General features: G+C 73.6%; 17 protein-coding genes. 9 read left to right on the top strand and 8 right to left on the bottom strand.

The features are described 5' to 3' along the window. Positions 1–65 precede the first annotated feature (65 nt). The 3 genes from ACIOD1_RS31085 (at position 66) to fxsA (ending at position 3,433) form a co-directional block, all read left to right on the top strand. Positions 66–1,706 carry an amidohydrolase gene (locus ACIOD1_RS31085; protein ID WP_401906074.1) on the top strand — a complete coding sequence of 547 codons (1,641 nt, stop codon included), beginning with the start codon at positions 66–68 and terminating at the stop codon, positions 1,704–1,706. Between the two features lie 299 nt (positions 1,707–2,005). Then, on the top strand, positions 2,006–2,773 hold the full coding sequence (locus tag ACIOD1_RS31090) for a polyprenol monophosphomannose synthase (protein ID WP_365627770.1): 768 nt from the start codon (positions 2,006–2,008) through the stop codon (positions 2,771–2,773). A 75-nt stretch (positions 2,774–2,848) separates the two neighbouring features. Next, entirely contained in the window at positions 2,849–3,433 is a 585-nt protein-coding gene (gene fxsA, locus ACIOD1_RS31095) for an FxsA family membrane protein (RefSeq protein WP_365627767.1), read from the top strand. A 136-nt stretch (positions 3,434–3,569) separates the two neighbouring features. Here the strand turns inward: fxsA and ACIOD1_RS31100 are convergent, their stop codons facing one another. The 3 genes from ACIOD1_RS31100 to ACIOD1_RS31110 form a co-directional block, all read right to left on the bottom strand. Then, complete coding sequence (locus ACIOD1_RS31100; protein WP_007262928.1) at positions 3,570–3,944, bottom strand: RNA polymerase-binding protein RbpA; 375 nt, start codon at positions 3,942–3,944, stop codon at positions 3,570–3,572. Between the two features lie 345 nt (positions 3,945–4,289). Beyond that, entirely contained in the window at positions 4,290–5,717 is a 1,428-nt protein-coding gene (locus ACIOD1_RS31105; protein ID WP_401906077.1) for an MFS transporter, read from the bottom strand. Positions 5,718–5,784: 67 nt separating this feature from the next. Further along, positions 5,785–6,555: a glycerophosphodiester phosphodiesterase gene (locus ACIOD1_RS31110; protein WP_365627761.1), complete on the bottom strand. Its 771-nt coding sequence runs from the start codon at positions 6,553–6,555 to the stop codon at positions 5,785–5,787. A 201-nt stretch (positions 6,556–6,756) separates the two neighbouring features. Between ACIOD1_RS31110 and ACIOD1_RS31115 the strand changes: the two genes are divergently transcribed. Further along, positions 6,757–8,259, top strand: coding sequence for a PLP-dependent aminotransferase family protein (locus ACIOD1_RS31115; RefSeq protein WP_365627758.1), 1,503 nt, complete (start codon positions 6,757–6,759; stop codon positions 8,257–8,259). A 27-nt stretch (positions 8,260–8,286) separates the two neighbouring features. Here ACIOD1_RS31115 and ACIOD1_RS31120 read toward each other — a convergent pair whose 3' ends face one another. Further along, the gene (locus tag ACIOD1_RS31120) at positions 8,287–9,927 is read right to left on the bottom strand and encodes a hypothetical protein (RefSeq protein WP_365627756.1); all 1,641 of its coding nucleotides are present in this window, start codon (positions 9,925–9,927) and stop codon (positions 8,287–8,289) included. Positions 9,928–9,976: 49 nt separating this feature from the next. After that, positions 9,977–10,171: a hypothetical protein gene (locus ACIOD1_RS31125; RefSeq protein ID WP_365627890.1), complete on the bottom strand. Its 195-nt coding sequence runs from the start codon at positions 10,169–10,171 to the stop codon at positions 9,977–9,979. A 317-nt stretch (positions 10,172–10,488) separates the two neighbouring features. On the opposite strand from ACIOD1_RS31125, the gene ACIOD1_RS31130 reads away from it, so the two are divergent. The 4 genes from ACIOD1_RS31130 (at position 10,489) to ACIOD1_RS31145 (ending at position 14,406) form a co-directional block, all read left to right on the top strand. Continuing rightward, entirely contained in the window at positions 10,489–10,914 is a 426-nt protein-coding gene (locus ACIOD1_RS31130) for an ankyrin repeat domain-containing protein (RefSeq protein ID WP_365627753.1), read from the top strand. A gap of 342 nt (positions 10,915–11,256) precedes the next feature. Continuing rightward, positions 11,257–12,654 (top strand): HEAT repeat domain-containing protein, encoded by a 1,398-nt coding sequence (locus tag ACIOD1_RS31135; RefSeq protein WP_365627750.1) that lies wholly within the window; start codon positions 11,257–11,259, stop codon positions 12,652–12,654. A gap of 522 nt (positions 12,655–13,176) precedes the next feature. Next, a complete protein-coding gene (locus ACIOD1_RS31140; RefSeq protein ID WP_365627748.1) occupies positions 13,177–13,692 on the top strand; it encodes a DUF2867 domain-containing protein in 516 nt (171 codons plus the stop codon). Positions 13,693–13,902: 210 nt separating this feature from the next. Continuing rightward, a complete protein-coding gene (locus tag ACIOD1_RS31145) occupies positions 13,903–14,406 on the top strand; it encodes an N-acetyltransferase (protein ID WP_365627745.1) in 504 nt (167 codons plus the stop codon). Positions 14,407–14,833: 427 nt separating this feature from the next. Here the strand turns inward: ACIOD1_RS31145 and ACIOD1_RS31150 are convergent, their stop codons facing one another. From ACIOD1_RS31150 to ACIOD1_RS31160, 3 genes are read right to left on the bottom strand one after another with little or no spacing between them, the layout of a single operon-like run. Further along, positions 14,834–15,709 carry a biotin-dependent carboxyltransferase family protein gene (locus ACIOD1_RS31150; RefSeq protein WP_401906082.1) on the bottom strand — a complete coding sequence of 292 codons (876 nt, stop codon included), beginning with the start codon at positions 15,707–15,709 and terminating at the stop codon, positions 14,834–14,836. Beyond that, positions 15,706–16,323, bottom strand: a complete 618-nt coding sequence (locus tag ACIOD1_RS31155; RefSeq protein ID WP_365627739.1) for an allophanate hydrolase subunit 1 — start codon at positions 16,321–16,323, stop codon at positions 15,706–15,708. The genes ACIOD1_RS31150 and ACIOD1_RS31155 overlap by 4 nt, the downstream gene beginning before the upstream one ends. Next, positions 16,320–17,099: a LamB/YcsF family protein gene (locus tag ACIOD1_RS31160; RefSeq protein ID WP_401906105.1), complete on the bottom strand. Its 780-nt coding sequence runs from the start codon at positions 17,097–17,099 to the stop codon at positions 16,320–16,322. Before ACIOD1_RS31160 ends, ACIOD1_RS31155 begins: the two co-directional genes overlap by 4 nt. A gap of 213 nt (positions 17,100–17,312) precedes the next feature. Between ACIOD1_RS31160 and ACIOD1_RS31165 the strand changes: the two genes are divergently transcribed. Continuing rightward, on the top strand, positions 17,313–18,863 hold the full coding sequence (locus ACIOD1_RS31165; RefSeq protein ID WP_365627733.1) for a hypothetical protein: 1,551 nt from the start codon (positions 17,313–17,315) through the stop codon (positions 18,861–18,863). Positions 18,864–18,896: the final 33 nt, after the last annotated feature.

Raw genomic sequence — 18,896 nt, forward strand, 5'->3', positions numbered from 1 at the left:
CGGGGCCCCCTTGTCCGGCGGCCCCCTGTCCGGGGGCCGTCCGCGCAGGGGCGAGACTAGGCCCCATGACTGACCGCACCGCCACCTCCGCCGACGCCGCCGGAGCCGCCGACGCCTTCCCCGTCCGCACCGTCCTGTTGCGCGGCGGCGAGGTCCACAGCCCCGCCGACCCCTTCGCCACGGCGATGGTCGTCGAGCGCGGCCACATCGCCTGGGTCGGCTCCGAGGGTGCGGCCGACGCCTTCGCCCAGGGCGTCGACGAGGTCGTCGACCTCGGCGGGGCGCTCGTCACCCCCGCGTTCACGGACGCCCACGTCCACACCACCTCCGCCGGTCTCGCCCTGACCGGCCTCGACCTGAGCGGCGCCCGCTCCCTCACCGAGGCCCTGGACCGCGTCCGCGCGTACGCCGCCGCCCGCCCCGCCGACCGGGTGCTCCTCGGGCACGGCTGGGACGCCGCCCGCTGGCCCGAGCGCCGGGCCCCGCGCCGGTCCGAGCTGGACGCGGCCACCGCCGGTCGCCCGCTCTACCTGAGCCGGATCGACGTCCACTCCGCCGTGGTCACCACCGCCCTGCTGGACCTCGTCCCCGCGGTGCGCGGCGCCGCCGACGAGCCGTTGACCCGCGAGGACCACCACGCCGTCCGGCGGACCGCCCTGGCCGCCGTCACCCCCGCCCAGCGCGCCGAGGCCCAGCGGGCCGCCCTGGACCGGGCGGCCTCCCTCGGCATCGGCTCCGTCCACGAGTGCGGCGGGCCCGACATCTCCTCCGAGGAGGACTTCACCGCCCTGTTGGCCCTCGCCGCCGAGCGCCCCGGCCCCCGCGTGGCCGGCTACTGGGCCGACCGGGACCTGGAGCGGGCCCGAGCCCTGGGCGCCGTGGGAGCGGCCGGGGACCTCTTCGTCGACGGGGCCCTCGGCTCGCACACCGCCTGCCTGCACGGCCCGTACGCCGACGCCCCGCACACCGGGACGGGCTACCTCGACGCCGCCGCCGTCGCCGAGCACGTGGCGGCCTGCACCGTGGCGGGCCTGCAGGCCGGGTTCCACGCCATAGGGGACGCCGCGATCGACGCCGTGGTCCAGGGCCTGCGGGCCGCCGCCGAGAAGGTGGGCCTCGCCCGCGTCCGGGCCTCCCGGCACCGCGTCGAGCACGCCGAGATGATGACCCCGGCCTCCATCGCCGCCTTCGCCGACCTGGGCCTGACCGCCTCGGTGCAGCCCGCCTTCGACGCGGCCTGGGGCGGCGCCGACGGCATGTACGCCGACCGGCTCGGCGCGGAGCGCGCCCGGACCCTCAACCCGTACGCCGCCCTGCTCAAGGCGGGCGTTCCGCTGGCCTTCGGCTCCGACGCGCCCGTCACCCCGCTCGACCCGTGGGGGACCGTCCGGGCGGCCGCCTTCCACCGCACGCCCGAGCACCGGATCTCCGTACGGGCCGCCTTCGCCGCGCACACCCGGGGCGGCTGGCGGGCGCTGGGCCGGGACGACGCGGGCACGCTCGTCCCCGGAGCCCCCGCCGACTACGCCGTGTGGCGGACCGAGGAGCTGGTGGTCCAGGCCCCCGACGACCGGGTCGCGCGCTGGTCCACCGACCCGCGGTCCGGCACCCCCGGGCTGCCCGATCTGAGCCCCGGGCGGGAGCTTCCGGTGTGCCTGGCGACGGTCGTCGGCGGCCGGGAGGTATTCGTACGCCCACAGGGGTGATCAGTCCGGCCTCGGTTCGATACGGGTGCCAAGACCCGGATAGGTTCGGCCGGGTCCACCCCAGGACGTCCGCACCGGACGGATCCGGCCGCTCAGCCCACCCGCGCCTCGGGGGCGAGGGAAGGTTTCGCCGGGCGGAGGGTGGCCCCAGGTCGGGGGCCCGGCGGCCCAGTAGACAACGGTCACGGTGACCCGCAGCCAGCGGGCACCCCGGCCGGCCCGAAGGACCGCCGGCCCCGATCGCTGTTCTAAAATCGTCCTGCTGTGACGGACGTACGAAGAACACGCAAGGGGACCCAGTGAGCGACGGCGGACAGCGGACCTACGGGCCGCTCGGCACGACCCTGGTGATCATTCCGACCTACAACGAGGCCGAGAACGTCGGGCTGATCGTGGGCCGCGTCCGCGCGGCGGTGCCCGAGGCGCACGTCCTCGTCGCCGACGACAACAGCCCCGACGGCACCGGCAAGCTCGCCGACGAGCTGGCCGCGTCCGACGAACAGGTCCACGTCCTGCACCGCAAGGGCAAGGAGGGCCTCGGCGCCGCGTACCTGGCCGGCTTCGCCTGGGCCCTGGAGCACGGCTACGGCGTCGTCGTGGAGATGGACGCCGACGGCTCCCACCGGCCCGAGGAACTGCCGCGCCTGCTGACCGCACTCGGCGGCGCCGACCTGGTCCTCGGCTCGCGCTGGGTGCCCGGCGGCCGGGTCGTCAACTGGCCCAAGAGCCGCGAGGTCCTCTCCCGCGGCGGCTCCACCTACTCGCGCCTGATGCTCGACATCCCGATCCGCGACGTCACCGGCGGCTACCGCGCCTTCCGCCGAGAGACCCTGGAAGGCCTCGGCCTGGACGAGGTGGCCTCCGCCGGCTACTGCTTCCAGGTGGACCTGGCCCGCCGGGCCGTCCGCAAGGGCTTCCGGGTGGTCGAGGTCCCCATCACCTTCGTCGAACGCGAGTTCGGCGACAGCAAGATGAGCAAGGACATCGTGGTCGAGGCCCTGTGGCGGGTCACCCAGTGGGGCCTCAAGGAGCGCACGGCCAAGCTCACGGGCAAGCGCCGCTCCTGACCCCGCGGCCCCTTAGGGGATGTCCGGTACCTCCGACTGAGGCCGCTTTTAACCCGGCCCAGGCACACTGGTGGTATGACGACCGGCATTTCGACGGCCCCCCGGCGGCGCTCGACCGCCCGTACCTTCGTTCCCCTGGCGGTGGCCGCCTGGCTGATCCTGGAGATCTGGCTGCTCGGCCTGGTCGCCAAGACCGCCGGCGGCCCGACCGTCGCCCTGCTGCTCGTGGGCGGGCTGGTGCTGGGCGCCGTGCTCATCAAGCGGGCCGGGCGACGGGCCTTCAAGAACCTCACGACCACCTTCCAGCAGGCCCAGGCCCAGGCGATGGCCGGCGAGGTGCCGACCGCGCAGCCCCAGAAGGGCACCGGCAACGGCACCACGATGCTGGCCGGCCTGCTGCTGATGCTGCCCGGACTGCTCTCCGACGCCGCCGGGCTGCTCCTGCTGCTCCCGCCCGTACGGACCTTCGCCGCGCGCCGCGTCGAGAAGTCGGTCCAGCGCCGGATGGCGAAGTCCACCCCGGGCGGATTCGGCGACGCCTTCACGCAGGCCCGGATCCACTACCCGGACGGGAAGGTCGTCCCGGGCGAGGTCGTCCGCGAGGACCAGGGCCGCCCCGGAGGCCCGGACACGGCCTACCGGCCGCCGCTGGCCCCGTAGCAACCCGGGCACCCGGGCCCGGGTCTGGCCCGGGTGCCCGGTCCCGCTCCGATCCCGGGAACACGAAACGGGAACACGAAAGCCGAGGGGCCCCGCCACACTGTGTGGCGGGGCCCCTCGGCTTCGTTCGTCCGCCTTAGGCGGACTTGCGGCTGTCGCGCGGATGCACGGCAATGTTCATGGCGCCGGAACGCAGGACGGCCAGCCTCTCGGCCAGCACCTCCTCCAGCTCCTCGCGGGTGCGTCGCTCCATGAGCATGTCCCAGTGCGTTCGCGCAGGCTTGCCCTTCTTCTCTTCGGGCCCGTCCCCGTCCACCAGGAGTGCCATGGCGCCGCACGCCTTGCACTCCCACTCCGGCGGAATTTCTGCCTCAACCGAGAACGGCATCTCAAATCGATGTCCGTTCTGGCATGCGTACTCCACCGCCTGGCGCGGGGCCAGATCGATGCCGCGGTCCGTCTCGTAGCTGGTAACCACGAGCCGCGTACCGCGGAGAGCTCGCTCACTCATGAATCGTGCCTCCCGGGCTTGTCGCCCACAGGACAGGTGTCGCTGTCGTCGTCATCCGGTCAACGTCCGGTCGGCGGTATAGATTCCCGCTCCGGGTGATGCGTCGCCCGTCGTACCGCCCCTTGTTGTACCCACCAGTGCCCGTTTTGTCACATCTGGCAGCAGATGTCACCCAACGTCTGCACTTCTTGAGCGCGCAGTAACGGTCCGCCTGGCAGGCCAAAGGCGTACACTACCGGCCCTTCGCGTCAACGTCGAAATTCGTTCGGAATTCGTTCGCCAGTCCGGACCGGAACGCGTGCCGTGGCGGGCCGGAACCCGTACCGCCACCGCACGCCCGCACGCTCACACGCGCAGGGGAACAGGATTCCCCGCCGCCTCCACCGCACGCCGCACCGGCACCCGCGCGAGGAGCACGAATCCCAGTGCGAAGAACACCACCAGCGAGATGATCGCGTACCGGTAGCTGCCCGTGACCTGGTACGTCAGCCCGAAGACCAGCGGTCCGACCCAACTCAGCCCCCGGTCGCTCATCTCGTACGCGGAGAAGTACTCGGCCTCCTTGCCCGCCGGCACCAGGTGCGAGAACAGCGAGCGCGACAGCGCCTGGCTGCCGCCCAGCACCAGGCCGATCATCGCGGCGAGCGCGAAGAACCACACCGGGGTGCGGGCCGGGAGGAAGTAGCCGGCCGCCAGGGTCAGCGCCCACGCTCCCAGGGAGCCGAGGATCGTCCGCTTCGCCCCGTACGAGCGGGCCAGTCGGCCCATCGCCAGGGCGCCCACGACCGCGAGCACCTGGACCAGCAGCACCGCGACGATCAGCGTGGACTGCTCCAGCTCCAGCTCCTCCGAGCCGTACACCGAGGCCTGGGAGATCACGGTCTGCACGCCGTCGTTGTAGATCAGATAGGCCAGCAGGAAGGACAGGGTCAGCGGATAGCGCCGCATGTCCTTCAGCGTCGCCATCAGCTGCTTCCAGCCGCTGACCGCCGGGCCCTCCTCCCGCACCACCGCCCGGTCGCGCAGCCGGCGCAGCGGGACGATCGTGAACGCCCCCCACCACAGACCGGCCGACGCGAGGCAGATCCGTACCGCCTCGCCCTCGGACAGGCCGAAGGAGTCGTGGCCCTGGAAGAGGATCAGGTTCAGCACGAGCACGAAGGCGCCGGAGGTGTACCCGAAGGCCCAGCCGCGCGAGGAGACGGTGTCCCGCTCGTCCGGCGTGGAGATCTGCGGCAGGAAGGCGTTGTACAGGACCATCGACACCGACAGCGAGGCGTTCGCGACGATCAGCAGCAGCCCGCCCAGCAGGTAGCGGTCGCCGCCCAGGAAGAACATCCCGGCCGTCGCCGCCGCGCCCGTGTACGCGGCGGCCGCCAGCAGCGGCTTCTTGCGGCCCGTGCGGTCGGCCACGGCCCCCGCCAGCGGCATGATCAGCACGGCCACGATGACCGAGGCCGACACGGTGTAGGCGAAGAACGAACCGGCCCGCACCGGGATCCCCAGCGGGTGCACGAAGCCCTCGGCGTCGGCCGCGGCCTTGGCGACCGCGGTCAGGTACGGCCCGAGGAACACCGTCAGCACGCTGGTCGAGTACACCGAGCAGGCGAAGTCGTAGAAGTACCAGCCGTGCTGTTCGCGCTTCCTGGCCTTGGCGGTGGCGGTGGCGGTGGCCGTGTTCGCGGCGGCGTCGGTCGTGGCGGCGTCGGCCGCCCGCCCCGCTCTGCCGTCGTCCGCGCCGGGATCCGCCTCGTTCTCCGTTCGCGCACTCATGAGTGCCCCCTCGCTGGTCCCCGTACAGGCGTGGCCGCCGCACCGGGCGCGGTGGCCCGAGAGCCGGTCAGGCCCAGGCCCCGCGCCGGTCCAGCACCGTGCGCAAGATGTCGATCCGGTCGGTCATGATGCCATCGACACCCAGGTCGAGAAGAGCCTCCATGCGTTCCGGCTCGTTCACGGTCCACACGTGGACCTGGAGTCCCCGTGCGTGGGCCGTCCGCACGAAACGTCCGTCCACCACGCGCACCCCCGCCTGGGTCTCCGGCACCTGGGCCGCCACGGCCCCCGCGCGCAGCGCCGCCGGGATCGCGTAGGACCGCAGCCGCAGCCCCAGGATCCCGCTCACCCCGTACGAGGTCGCCAGCCGGGGGCCGGCGACCTTCTGCGCCCGGGCCACCCGGCTCTCCGAGAAGGAGCCCACGCAGACCCGGTCCCACACGCCGGCGCGGGCTATCAGGTTGACCAGCGGATGCAGGGCCGACTCGTCCTTGAGGTCGATGTTCCAGCGGGCCTCGGGGAACTCCTCCAGCAGCTCCGCGAAGAGCGGCAGCGGTTCGCTGCCCCCCACCCGGGCCTCGCGCACCCGGCTCCAGGGCAGCTCCCGGATCCGGCCGCGCCCGTCGGTCACCCGGTCCAGGGTCGCGTCGTGGAAGGCCACGAGCTTCCCGTCCGCCGTCGCGTGCACGTCGGTCTCGAAGTAGCGGTAGCCCGCCGAGGCCGCCCGGCGGAAGGCGGCGGCGGTGTTCTCCAGCCCGTCGGCGGCCCCGCCGCGGTGGGCGAAGGGGATCGGGGCCGGGTGGTCGAGATACGGGTGGCGCGGGCGTACGAGAGTCACGGCGGCAGTATGCCCGCTGGACCCGGTGGGGCGGGAGCGGTCGGATGGACGGGTGGTGAACGGCCGCGACCCGGCCCCCGACAGGAGGTGGCCCTGGCTCGGACAGCCCCCGCCATGACAGTCTGGCCTTGAGGAACCAATCCAATACCGGCCCCGGATCGCACGAGCCGAGGCCAATTCCCCGAAGGTGGACCGGACGCCATGGCTCAGTGGACCTCAGCGGTCGGTGCCGCGCAGCTCGCCCGCCTCATCACCTCCCAGCAGGAGCGGCCCGGCGCCGCCGGCCCGCGCAAGTCGCCCGCGTACCGCACCCTCGCCGACGGGATCCGCCTCCTCGTCCTCGAAGGCCGGGTCCCGGTCGCCGCGAAGCTCCCCGCCGAACGCGAGCTGGCCGTCTCCCTCTCCCTGAGCCGCACCACCGTCGCCGCCGCCTACGAGGCCCTGCGCGGCGAGGGCTTCCTCGAATCCCGCCGGGGGGCCGGCAGCTGGACCTCCGTGCCGGCGGGGAACCCGCTCCCGGCCCGGGGCCTGGAGCCCCTGCCGCCCGAGTCCCTCGGCTCCATGATCGACCTCGGCTGCGCCGCCCTCCCGGCCCCCGAACCCTGGCTCACCAAGGCCGTCCACGGCGCCCTGGAGGAACTCCCGCCCTACGCGCACACCCACGGGGACTACCCCGCCGGACTGCCCGCGCTGCGCCGCATGCTCGCCGACCGCTACACCGAGCGCGGCATCCCCACCATGCCCGAGCAGATCATGGTCACCACCGGGGCCATGGGCGCCATCGACGCCATCTGCAGCCTCTTCGCCGGTCGCGGCGAACGCATCGCCGTCGAGTCCCCCTCCTACGCCAACATCCTCCAGCTGATGCGCGCCGCCGGGGTGCGCCTCGTACCGGTCGCCATGGGCGAGGGGCTGAGCGGATGGGACATGGACGTCTGGCGGCAGGTGCTGCGCGACGCGGCCCCGCGCCTGGCGTACGTCGTCGCCGACTTCCACAACCCCACCGGCGCGCTGGCCTCCGAGGACCAGCGCCGCGCCATGGTCGAGGCGGCGCGCTCCGCCGGCACGGTGCTGATCGCGGACGAGACGATGATCGAGCTGCCGTTCGACCCGGAGCTGAGGATGCCCCGCCCGGTCTGCTCCTTCGACCCGGCCGGCTCCACCGTGATCACCGTGGGCTCCGCCAGCAAGGCCTTCTGGGCCGGGATGAGGATCGGCTGGGTCCGCGCGGCCCCGGACGTGATCCGCAGCCTGGTCGCGGCACGCGCCTACGCGGACCTCGGCACGCCCGTCCTGGAGCAGCTCGCGGTGAACTGGCTGATGCGGACCGGAGGCTGGCAGGAGGCCGTCGGCATCCGCCGCGAGCAGGCCCGGGACAACCGCGACGCGCTCGTCACGGCGGTGCGCCGGGAGCTGCCCGACTGGGAGTTCGAGGTGCCGCTCGGCGGGCTCACCCTGTGGGCCAAGGCGGGCGGGCTGTCCGGTTCGCGCCTGGCGGAGGTGGGGGAGCGGGTCGGCGTCCGCGTCCCGTCGGGACCCCGCTTCGGGGTGGACGGGGCCTTCGAGGGGTACGTCCGGCTGCCGTTCACCGTCGGCGGTCCGGTCGCCGACGAGGCCGCCGCCCGACTGGCGGCGGCGGCCCGGCTGGTCGGGACGGGTGCGGGAGGCAGTGGGGCGGAGCCCCCGCGCACGTTCGTGGCGTAGGCCGTCCGCTCCGGATCCCGCCGGGTCCTACGCGGGCACCTCGGGGATCTCGGAGGCGTCGATCGCCGTGCCCCCCTGGGGCTGCGCCTGGATCCGGAGCGGCTTGGAGAGGGTCACGTGCCCCTCCGCCGGGGCCCCCTCCCGGTCGCCCCCGCCCGGCGTCTGCCGCTCGGGGAGCAGCTCCAGCACCGCCTGGCGGTGGCCGGGGGGAGCGGCGTCGTCGTACGGGTCCGGGGTGGCCGGGACCTGGAGCCGGTGCACGGGGCCCGTGCCGAGCCGGGCGTACCCGCGCCCCGGCGGGAGCTGGGCGGTCGGGGTGGTGTGCGGCGGGAGCCCCAGCACGTCGGTGACCTGCTGGACGCCGGCCGGTCCGAGGACGATCCGGGCCCGGGTGTGCTGCCAGACGGCGTCGTTCAGGAGCTCCAGGTGGTCGAACTGCTCGGCCACCACCACCGTGATGTGCGCGGCGCGGCCGTGCCGCAGCGGCACCTGGAGTCGCGCGAGCGGGTCGGGCCGACCCTCGGCGGCGGCCAGGTGCGTGAGCACGCTGGGCCGGTCCAACAGGATCCACAGCGGCCGTCGGGTGTCCTCGGGCGCGGGGCGCCCGGCCTCGCGGGCCCGATGGGTGGCGACCAGTCGGCGCTCGGTCTCCTGCGCGGCCCACTCCAGGGTGGCCTGGGCGCCCGTCGGACCGCATTCGACGGCGACGACCCCGGCGCGGCCGGCCAGGCAGGCGTACTCGCCGCTGCCGCCGCCCTCCACGATCAGGACGTCACCGCCGTGGCGCAGGGACTGCAGGGCGATCGAGCGCAGCAGGCTGGAGGTGCCGCTGCCGGGCTGACCGACGGCGAGCAGGTGGGGTTCGGAGGAACGGGGGCCGGTCCGCCAGATCACGGGGGGCACGTCGCGGGAGTCGTCGCCCTCCACGACGGGCAGGGTGCGCTGGACGCTGCCGGGGTCGGTGAAGCCGAGGACGGTCTCGCCCGGCGAGGTGACGAAGGGCTGGGCGGCGATGCCCGTGGGCAGCGCCGCCAGCACCCGGAGGTCGAGCTGGTTTCCCTCCTCGTCCCAGTCGAAGAGATACTCCCGTCCGCGCCCGGACTTGGCGTGCAGCAGTGCCTCGATCCGGGCCCGTGAGGTGGCCTCGCCGTCGGTGAAGTAGGCCGGGTAGCGGATGCGCAGCCGGGTGACGCGGCCCGCCTCGTCGAATTCGTAGCCGCTGAAGGCCTCGTCCCAGTCCCCGCCGTGGGCGAAGAGCGGACTCGGGTCCTCCGGGATGGAGAAGTACGGCACGAGGGCTTCGTAGAGGGAGCCGAGCCGTTCGGCCTCGGCATCGCTGGGCCCGGTCTTCACCGGGGTGCGGTCGCGTCCCTGCCAGGCAGCCGCCGCCATGAGGGTGATCAGGGCGACGACGGGTCCGTAGGGGACGAGCGCGACCACGAGGACGACGGCGGCCCCCAGGAACAGCGCGGGACCACGCTTGTCCTTGGGGGTCGCGGCCCATTTGCGTCGCCCGGCCGAGGCCAGGACACGCAGGCCGCGTCCGATGGTGAGGAGCGGATGGAGGACGTCCGTGGCGTTGTCGGCGGCCGTGCGCGCGAAATCGCGGCCCCTGGCGAGCGACGCGCCGCCGCTGCTGAGGATCTGGGGAAGTGGGCGCCGGGCCACGGGCGTCTCCTGGAGTTGTGGATGTGCGGGACGGTGCGGTCGGGGCGGGCTAGAGCTTGATCCCGCCGAGAAGGCTCGCGAGGCTCGCCGTGCTCGCCGTGATGCTGGGGGCGATGGCGGAGCCGGCGAGGAAGAAGCCGAAGAGCGCGCAGACGAACGCGTGGCTCAGCTTCATCCCGTCCTTCTTGAAGAAGAGGAAGGCGATGATGCCGAGCAGGACGACACCTGAGATGGACAGGACCATGAGCAGTTCTCCTGGTGGGCGGGGGACGGTCACCATCAGTTCTTCCAGGCTCACAGAAAGTATCAATGCGATAAAAGGTGCATACGGGTGAATTTCGCGGTTTTTCACTTGACCGGCCCATCCCGGCTCGCGCACCGGCCGCACATGGTGTCCGACCTGCGCCGACAGGCATCCTTGCCTCGGGCCGCCCCCGTCATGTCCCCGAACGGGCGCTACCCTGACGATTCACCCGTACGGAAGCAGTGCCGTACGCCCCCCTGCCCTCCGGCCTGGGGAAACCCTTGCCACCGAGCAGCGAGCGAAAGGCGGAACGACCCGTGAGCGAGCACCAGGACGCTTCCGACGCACCCGAGGCGGACGTCATCGACGCGGACGTCATCGAACTGGCCACCAAGATCTTCGACCTCGCCCGCCAGGGCCAGACCGAGGCCCTGGCCGCCTACCTCGACGCCGGGGTCCCCGCGAACCTCACCAACGACCGCGGCGACACCCTCGTCATGCTCGCCGCCTACCACGGCCACGCCGACGCCGTCACCGCCCTGCTGACCCGCGGCGCCGAAGCCGACCGCGCCAACGACCGCGGCCAGACCCCCCTCGCCGGCGCCGTCTTCAAGGGCGAGGAGGCCGTGATCCGCGCGCTGCTCGCCGGCGGGGCCGACCCGAACGCCGGAACCCCCTCCGCCGTGGACACGGCCCGCATGTTCGCCAAGGCCGACCTGCTGGAACTCTTCGGAGCCAAGTAATCCGCTTTTTCGCCGGGCTCGGCCGTGCCAGGACCGGCCCGCGACCTCACAGGTTGGTCACGGCGGCCTTAAATGTGGTCGCGGCACACAAACCGCCTGGGTCATCATGGCGACGGATTCGATTCGCGGACATGACGGACGGGCAGGAGCGGGCTGGACACGACGGGTGTCCACACCCCCCTGCCACCACCGGCCCGGCACGGTCGCGAAGCACCGACGAGAGTGAGAAGGCAATGGTCTACATCGAGCGGAACAAGACGGCGGACGTCCTCACATGCTGTTACGCGGCCCTGTGAATTCCGATTCCCGGTTGCGTCCCCAGCTTGATTTGAGGCCAGGCCCATGTTCGAACCAGTCATAGCGCCAAGCGGCACCCTGCTCGGGCTCCTCCAGCGGGGCCGCGGCGACGGCACCCTGCACGCCCTCGCGGCGCCCCGCCCGGAGGCCCTCGCGGCCCTCAACCAGTGCGTGCTCCACGATCCGCGCCAGGACTGGCAGGTCGAGAACCGGTCGTTGTACTACGCCCGGCTCTACTTGGACCTCGACGGCCCCCTCGGCGAGATCGAGACGCACCTCTTCAGTGCCGAGGACCTCTTCGACGAAGAGGACCACCGCACGGGCCTCGCCCTGTCCGTACTCGGCCACCTGGCCTCCTACGGACGCGACGACGCCCTCATGCTGCTGCGCCGCTACGCCGCCTCCGGAACCAATTGGGCCTGGGCCCTCGACGAACTCGCCCTGCGCGACGACGACGAAGGCCTGCGCTCCCTCGCCGCCCCCGTCCTGGCCCGGTTCCCGGCCACGGCCGAGGGTGAGGCGCGGCTCGCCGCCGCCGTCCGCGACGCCTACGAGCCCCGCCCCTGGTGCCTGTGGGAGGAGTCGCCCGCCTACGCGGAGCGCCTGAGCGCCGCCCGACGGCAAGGCTCCTTCGACCGTTGGCAACGCCAGATGACCCCCAACGGCCCCCGCCCCGGCTGGGGCGTCCAGGCCGTCTTCGACTGGGCCGCCGACGGGCTGCGCCGCGGCACCCCGCTGCACGTGCCCGCCGCCCGATGTCTCGCCGCCGTCGCCGCCCCCGAGGACCGCTCCGCCATCCTCGCGGCCGCCGCCGGAGCCTCCGGCGAAGCCGCCCGCGCCACGGCCCTGCACCACCTGGTCCTCGCCGAGCCCGAGAACCCGGCCGTCCTCGACCTCATCGAAGCCGCCGGGGACGAGCCCGCCGTCGCCGCCTACGAGCGCATGTGCGGACCCACCGCCCTCGACCGGGCCCGCCGGTGGGTCCACCGCCCCGACGCCCTCGGAGGCGCCGCCGCGGCCCTCCTGGCGGCCCGGGGCGGCACCGAGGACAGCTCCCTCGTCCTGGGAGCCCTCCGCTCCACCGTCCGCGGCTCCGGCCCGGACAGCCTGCGCCTCTACACCCTGGTCGACGGCGCCGGCCGGCTCTCGATCGGCTGCGCGGCGCCGGTGCTGCGCCACATCTACCGCGAAACGTCCTCGTCCCACCTACGAGGCCGCGCCGCCCGGGCCCTGGCCGGCACGGACCCCGCCTTCGGGGCGGGCTTCGCCGTCGAATGCCTCTGGGACTGCGAGGAGACGACCCGCGAGGTCGCCGCGCACCACGCGGAGACGGCCGACGCCCGCGTCGCCCCCCGCCTGCGCCGCCTGGCGGCGGACCCGGCGGAAGAGGAGGACGTCCAGTCGGCGGTCCGCAGCAGGATCACCCCGGAGTCGGCGGTGTAGGAGGGTGGGGGGCGGGGCGGGACGGTGGGGCGGGGGCTTCGGGGGAACCTCGGCGGGGTGCGTGTGGGGCGGGCTCTCGGAACGTTTGGGGGTTTCCCGCCAGTCCACTGTCCTTCCGTGCCGGTCCGGTCCCTCAAGGGCGCTCCTTCGTCGCGTCGCTACGCGATTTCGCTGCGCTCAACCCTTGACCGACCGGCCCGTCCCGGAATGCCAAAGACTGTCGGGAAGCCCCCAAAAGAACGGGCTGGCCTGAACGAGGGAGGAGCGGCCCCGTCATGAGCAGAGGGGCGGGCGCTTCGGCGAGCCTGCCGGGCATTCGGGTCCCTCGCAGAACCTTTCAGGACTCGGCTCGGACTTCTCCACACCTGCGGTTGATCAGGACAGTGGGAGGGGACCGGGGGCGCACCGGATCGCTGCGCACTTGCTCTCGGCTTGGCGGCTGCGGCCCGTCTGCCGGCCCCACGTATCGAGCCTGATCCCCGTGTGAGCTAATGGGGGTAACGGGCGGCAGGGGGTGGCGAGATGGCCAAGACGGTGCGCAGGAACGTCGTACCCGTGGTGGAGGCGGCAGGCGCGAGCCTCGGGTCCTACGACCACGTCGATGCCGTGGCGGTCGACCTTCCCGACGGCACGGACGCCAAGACCTTCGCCCGACTGCTCTTCGACGGTAGACCACGGTGGACGGGCCGACTGGTGGCCGTACGCGACAAGTTGGTAGCCCCCTTCGGCCTCCGGGTGCAGGAGCGACAGCAGGTGCGGGACACCCGCATCGAGCCGGGCGTGAGGAAGGGGCCCTTCAAGGTCCTCGAAGTCGGTGACGACGAGGTCCTCTGTGGGGACGACGACAAACACCTCGACTTCCGCGCCTCGTTCGCCGTTCGACCCAAGAGCGACGGAGCAGGCCTGGAAGGCGTCTGCACCACGGTCGTTCGCTTCAACCGCCCCCTTGGCCGTGTCTACTTCCGGCTCATAGAGCCCTTCCATCACCTCATCGTCACCTCTCTCGTCGCCCAAGCCCGGCCGCCAAGCGCTACGTGACGGTCCGACGGCCACATCAACCTCTCGACGAGTCTGGCCATCCGGGTCGCAGACGCCAGAAGCCGTTGCCATACCGATCATGGAGCCTGTCGATCGAACGGAGCCTCGCTCGGGTGATCGCGGGCCCTGCCCGGCATGAGTGCAGAGCCCGGCGGTATGCGCGGAAAACCAAGGGGAGTGGACGGCCGCGCGCTGCTACGGTCGGGCACCATGAGCTGGCTTCCCGATGACTTCGTCCACCCCGTGCTGGTACCGCTGCCGGGCGGTGGTCATCACCTGCGGCCGATCCGGGAGGGGGACACCCCGCTCGACTATCCGGCTGTGATGGGTTCGCGCGAGCGGTTGTGGACCATCTTCGGCCCGGCCTGGGGCTGGCCCGCGGACACCATGACCTACGAGGCCGACCAAGCCGACCTTTTGCGGCACGAGAAGGAGATCGCCGCGCACCAGTCCTTCAACTACGCGCTGTTCGACGCGGCGGAGACGGTTCTGCTCGGCTGTGTCTACATCGACCCGCCGGAGAAGGCCGGCGCGGACGGCGAGATCTCCTGGTGGGTGGTGGACGAGCTGGTGGGCAGCAAGGTCGAGCAGGCCCTCGACGCGCTGGTTCCGCAGTGGATCGCCGCCGACTGGCCGTTCGAGCAGCCGCGCTTCCTCGGCCGTGAGATCTCCTGGTCGGACTGGCTCGCCCTGCCGCAGCATCCCAACGCGTAAATTGCCATGCCTGACCGGCAGAAATTGGATGCTCATGCCCGGTAGGGAAACCGCTTCTCACGCCGACCGGGAGTGAGTGGCTGCCTGGTGCGTGGGTCGTCTCCACCGTCCTGAAAGGGGCTGTGAGGGACCCGGATGCCATGCGTGCTCGCCTAAGCGGCCGTCCCATCGCCTATGACGGGGCCGCTCCTCGTCACTTCAGACCAGCCCGTTCTTTTGGGGGCTTCCCGACAGTCTTTGGCATTCCGTGACGGGCCGGTCGGTCAAGGGTGGAGCGCAGCTCCATCGCGTAGCGACGCGAACGCAGTGAGCGCCCTTGAGGGACCGGACCGACACGGAAGGACAGTGGACTGGCGGGAAACCCCCAAACGTTCCGAGAGGCCGTTCCGCACGGTCCCCGGTGGGGTTCTCAGAAGCCCCCGCCCCCCTACGCGCCCGCCCCCGCCGTCACGAACCTGACGCCCGTCCCCGGTCTTGCCTGGGCCGCCGCGTCCAGGGCGGGGCCCGACGGGACCACGCCGACCACGGGGTAGCCGCCCGTCACGGGGTGGTCCGCCAGGAACAGCACCGGCAGGCCGTCCGGGGGGACCTGCACCGCGCCCAGGACCATGCCCTCGCTCGGCAGTTCCCCGGCCCGGGAGCGGGCCAGGGGCGGGCCCGCCTCGGTGCGCAGGCCGATGCGGTTGGAGGCCGCCGCCACCCGGTACCGCGAGGAGAGCAGCCGGGTCAGCGAAGCCCCCGTGAACCAGTCGGCCCTCGGCCCCAGGCGGAGCGGGAGCACCAGCTCGGTCGGCGGCCCCGGCAGCCGCGAGGTGTCCGCCCCCGCCGCCGGATCCGGGCCCGGCTCGCCCACCGCGAGCACCGCCCCCCGGACGAGGACCGGCGGCCCGAGTCCCGACAGGAGGTCCGTCGCGCGGCTGCCCAGCACCGGCCGGGCGGCGAACCCGCCCCGCACCGCGACGTGGCAGCGCAGCCCGGACTCCGCCCGGCCCACGTCCAGCTCCGCCCCCGCCCGCAGCCGGACCGGTGCCCCCCAGGCCGCAGGGCGCCCGTCGACCCGTACCGCGCAGGGCGCACCCGTGACCGCCACCGTCAGCGGGGCCAGGGCGCGCAGCCGGACCCCGTCGAGGGTGGTCTCCAGGGTGGCGGCGTCGGCCGGGTTGCCCAGCAGCCGGTTGGCCAGGGTGTGCGCGGCGGTGTCCAGGGCCCCCGAGCGGGGTACGCCCAGGTGCGCGTACCCGGGCCGGCCCAGGTCCTGGAGGGTGGTCAGCGTCCCCGGGCGCACCACGAGCAGGCCGCTCACGCCTCCACCGCCTCGAACCGGACCCGTACCCCGGGTGCGAAGAGGGCGGCGGGCTCGCGGTCCGGGTCCCACAGGACGGCGTCGGTGGACCCGATCAGCTGCCAGCCGCCGGGGGAGGAGCGGGGGTAGACCCCGGCGTACTCCCCGGCGAGCGCGAGCGAGCCCGCCGGGACCGCCGTACGGGGCGTCGCCCGGCGGGGGAGGCGCAGCCGCTCCGGCAGCCCGGTGAGGTAGCCGAAGCCGGGGGCGAACCCGCAGAACGCCACCCGGAAGTCGATGCCCCCGATCAGCGCGGCCACTTCCGCCCCGGCGACGCCCCAGGCGGCCGCGACCTCCGCGAGGTCCGGGCCGTCGTAGCGGACCGGAACGGTGACGAGGGGCCCCTCGGTCGGGGCCAGTGGAGGAACCTCCCAGTGTGCGACGCGGGCCGCCAGCGCGGCCGGGTCCCGTACGCCGTCGAGCAGGACGGTCCGGGCGGCAGGCACGAGTTCCCGTACGCCCGTCAGCTCGCCCGCGTCCCGGCGGCGCAGCAGTTCGGCGTGGAGCGCGGCCACCTCGGCGGCGGAGTCCACCTCGATCAGGAGCGCGTCCCGGCCCACCACCAGGCCCCTCACGCGAAGGCCTCCACCCGCACCCCGGCGCCGTCGAGGGCCCCGCGCACCCGGCGGGCCAGCTCCGCCGCGCCCGGGGTGTCGCCGTGCAGGCACAGGGAGCGGGCCCGTACCGCGATCCGGGTTCCGTCGGCGGCGTCGACCACGCCCTCGGCCGCCATGGCCACGGCCCGGGCGACCACCGCGTCCGGGTCGTGGAGCACCGCCCCCGGCTCCCCGCGCGGCACGAGCGTGCCCCGGGGGGTGTACGCGCGATCGGCGAAGGCCTCCGGGACGGGCTCCAGCCCGGCGTCCGAGGCCGCCGCGAGCAACAGCGATCCGGGCAGGCCGAGCACCGGCAGGCCCGCCGCGCCGGCGGCGAGGCGCACTCCGGCGACGACCGCGCCCGCCTGATCCGCGTCGTGGACCGTCCGGTTGTAGAGCGCGCCGTGCGGTTTCACGTAGGACACCCGGGAGCCGGCGGCCCGTGCGAACACCTCCAGCGCGCCGATCTGGTAGGCCACCTCGTCGGCCAGTTCGCCGGGGGGCACGTCCATCGCGCGCCGTCCGAAGCCGGCCAGGTCGCGGTAGGAGACCTGGGCGCCGATCCGTACGTCCCGCTCGGCGGCCAGTTCGCAGACCCGGCGCATGATCGAGGGGTCGCCCGCGTGGAAGCCGCAGGCCACGTTGGCGCTGGTGACCACCGTCAGCAGCGCCTCGTCGTCGGTGAGCGTCCACCGCCCGAAGCCCTCGCCGAGGTCGGCGTTGAGGTCGATCGGGCCCGCCGGGGGTGTGATCATGGAAGCCATGCGGCGAGCGTAGAGGCGGTCGGGGCGCGGCGCACGCGCCCCTCCCCGGACGCAGGCGGGAGCCGCTCCCCGCACGCACCCTCGGCCCGCTCCCCGGACGCACCCGCGAGCCCCTCCCCGGGCGCACCCGCAAGTCCCTCTCCGCACGCGCCCGTACGCCGCTCCCCGTACGCCCCCGCGCGCCGGGGACGATCCGGCCGAACCATGCCGTTTGGGATGTTGTCCGTGTCACCGCCTAGTCTTTCCGTCGTGACTCTCCCCGCCCCGGCGAAGACCCTTCCGTCCCCGGCTCCGGGCCCGGCCGCCGACGAGGGCCTGGCCCGGCGGCTGCGCGCCCTCGCCTGCACCGCCCCGCTGCACGACCTCGACGTACGCAAGGCCAATCTGGCCGGCGAGTACGGGGTCTACGCGATGGCGGAGGTGGCGCTGTCCGCGATCGACCTGGTCACGCTGAGCATGGACTTCGACACGGGCGCCGACCACGAGCAGATGGTGGCCCGCCTGGCGCCGCGCGTGGCCGCCCAGGCCCCCGGCCGGCCGGCCGCCGAGCACGAGCGGGTCGCGCGCTGGGTCCTGGAGAACCTGATCAACGTCGGCAGCGTGGACCGCGGGTTCCGCGCCGTCTACGGCACCTTCGGCCCCGACGGGGTGTACGTCCGCCGGGACTACGACTTCAAGCTCATCGAGGAAGTGCCCGGCTACGGCGGCGCGGTGTGCCTGCGCACCACCGACGAGGCCGTCAACGTCCTCGTCGGCGCCCTCGACACGGACGTGACGAGCGCGCAGATCGCCGCCGAGGTGAAGCTGGACGTGCTCATCAGCCGGGGCCGCCTCGCGGACGCGCAGCTCGCCGCCGAGCAGGCCCGCTACCGCACCGTCCAGTACGCCGAGACCCTGCGCCGCACCCTCGACGCGACCCGGCGCAACGTGCGCGCCGTCGACTGGCTCCAGACCGTCCCGGACATGATCGCCGAGGCGCTGGACCACGTCGCCGACCGCTACCGGCACGAGAACGCGATCCTCACCAACATCCGCAAGGCGCGCGACGAGGCCGAGGACCCGGGCAACAAGCGGCGCGCCGCCGAGCTCGTCGACATCGTCAAGGACTGCATCCGCCGCCACACCCAGCTCCAGTCCCGCCTGCTGGACGCCGGCCCGCTCTTCCGCGCCGAACAGGACCGCCAGGCCTTCGCCGCGCCCGCCCCGCGCTCCGGCATCGACCTGTACGGCCAACTCGTCGCCCCGCTGCTGCCGTTGCCCGTGGCGCGGGCGACCCGGGTCACCGACGCCTTCTTCGCGGCGGGCACCGGTCTGCGCACCCCCGTCTCGGTGCGGGTGGCCGACCTGGTGGAGATCCTGCTGACCCCGCCGGTGGAGCGCGAGCACCTGGGCGTGGAGATGCCCGAGCCCGACCTGATCGCGACCCCGGACGACAGCCGCTTCAGCGAGGAGCAGCTCGCCGCCGCCACCCGGCTCCTGGACCTTCCGCACGACGCCCCGCGCCGCCTGTCGGGCCTGCTGGCCGAGGCCCGCCGCAGCGACCCCGACCTGCCCTACCTGGTGGCACTGCTGGCCGTCCACGCGGCGAGCCCGGCGGTGGGCACGGCGTACCGCCAGGGCGAGGAGCGGCTGGTGTTCGCGGTGGACGACGGAACCGAGCTGGACGACCCCGAGTTCGGGGGCGCCGACCTGATCGTGGGCACCGCCCTGTTGGACGCCGCCGGCATGGCGGCGGACCGGTCGGAGGCGGCATGACCCCGGCCCGGCCCCGCCGACCGCGACGGTGCC

It is taken from the genome of Streptomyces sp. NPDC088097 (genome assembly GCF_044741845.1).
Lineage (GTDB): Bacteria > Actinomycetota > Actinomycetes > Streptomycetales > Streptomycetaceae > Streptomyces.

Excerpts from the sequence above, each read along its gene's own strand:
- ACIOD1_RS31085 (WP_401906074.1), top strand. The coding sequence starts at position 66 with ATGACTGACCGCACCGCCACCTCCGCCGACGCCGCCGGAGCCGCCGAC.
- fxsA (WP_365627767.1), top strand. The coding sequence starts at position 2,849 with ATGACGACCGGCATTTCGACGGCCCCCCGGCGGCGCTCGACCGCCCGT.
- ACIOD1_RS31100 (WP_007262928.1), bottom strand. The coding sequence starts at position 3,944 with ATGAGTGAGCGAGCTCTCCGCGGTACGCGGCTCGTGGTTACCAGCTAC.
- ACIOD1_RS31105 (WP_401906077.1), bottom strand. The coding sequence starts at position 5,717 with ATGAGTGCGCGAACGGAGAACGAGGCGGATCCCGGCGCGGACGACGGC.
- ACIOD1_RS31115 (WP_365627758.1), top strand. The coding sequence starts at position 6,757 with ATGGCTCAGTGGACCTCAGCGGTCGGTGCCGCGCAGCTCGCCCGCCTC.
- ACIOD1_RS31125 (WP_365627890.1), bottom strand. The coding sequence starts at position 10,171 with ATGGTCCTGTCCATCTCAGGTGTCGTCCTGCTCGGCATCATCGCCTTC.
- ACIOD1_RS31135 (WP_365627750.1), top strand. The coding sequence starts at position 11,257 with ATGTTCGAACCAGTCATAGCGCCAAGCGGCACCCTGCTCGGGCTCCTC.
- ACIOD1_RS31140 (WP_365627748.1), top strand. The coding sequence starts at position 13,177 with ATGGCCAAGACGGTGCGCAGGAACGTCGTACCCGTGGTGGAGGCGGCA.
- ACIOD1_RS31145 (WP_365627745.1), top strand. The coding sequence starts at position 13,903 with ATGAGCTGGCTTCCCGATGACTTCGTCCACCCCGTGCTGGTACCGCTG.
- ACIOD1_RS31160 (WP_401906105.1), bottom strand. The coding sequence starts at position 17,099 with ATGATCACACCCCCGGCGGGCCCGATCGACCTCAACGCCGACCTCGGC.
- ACIOD1_RS31165 (WP_365627733.1), top strand. The coding sequence starts at position 17,313 with ATGCCGTTTGGGATGTTGTCCGTGTCACCGCCTAGTCTTTCCGTCGTG.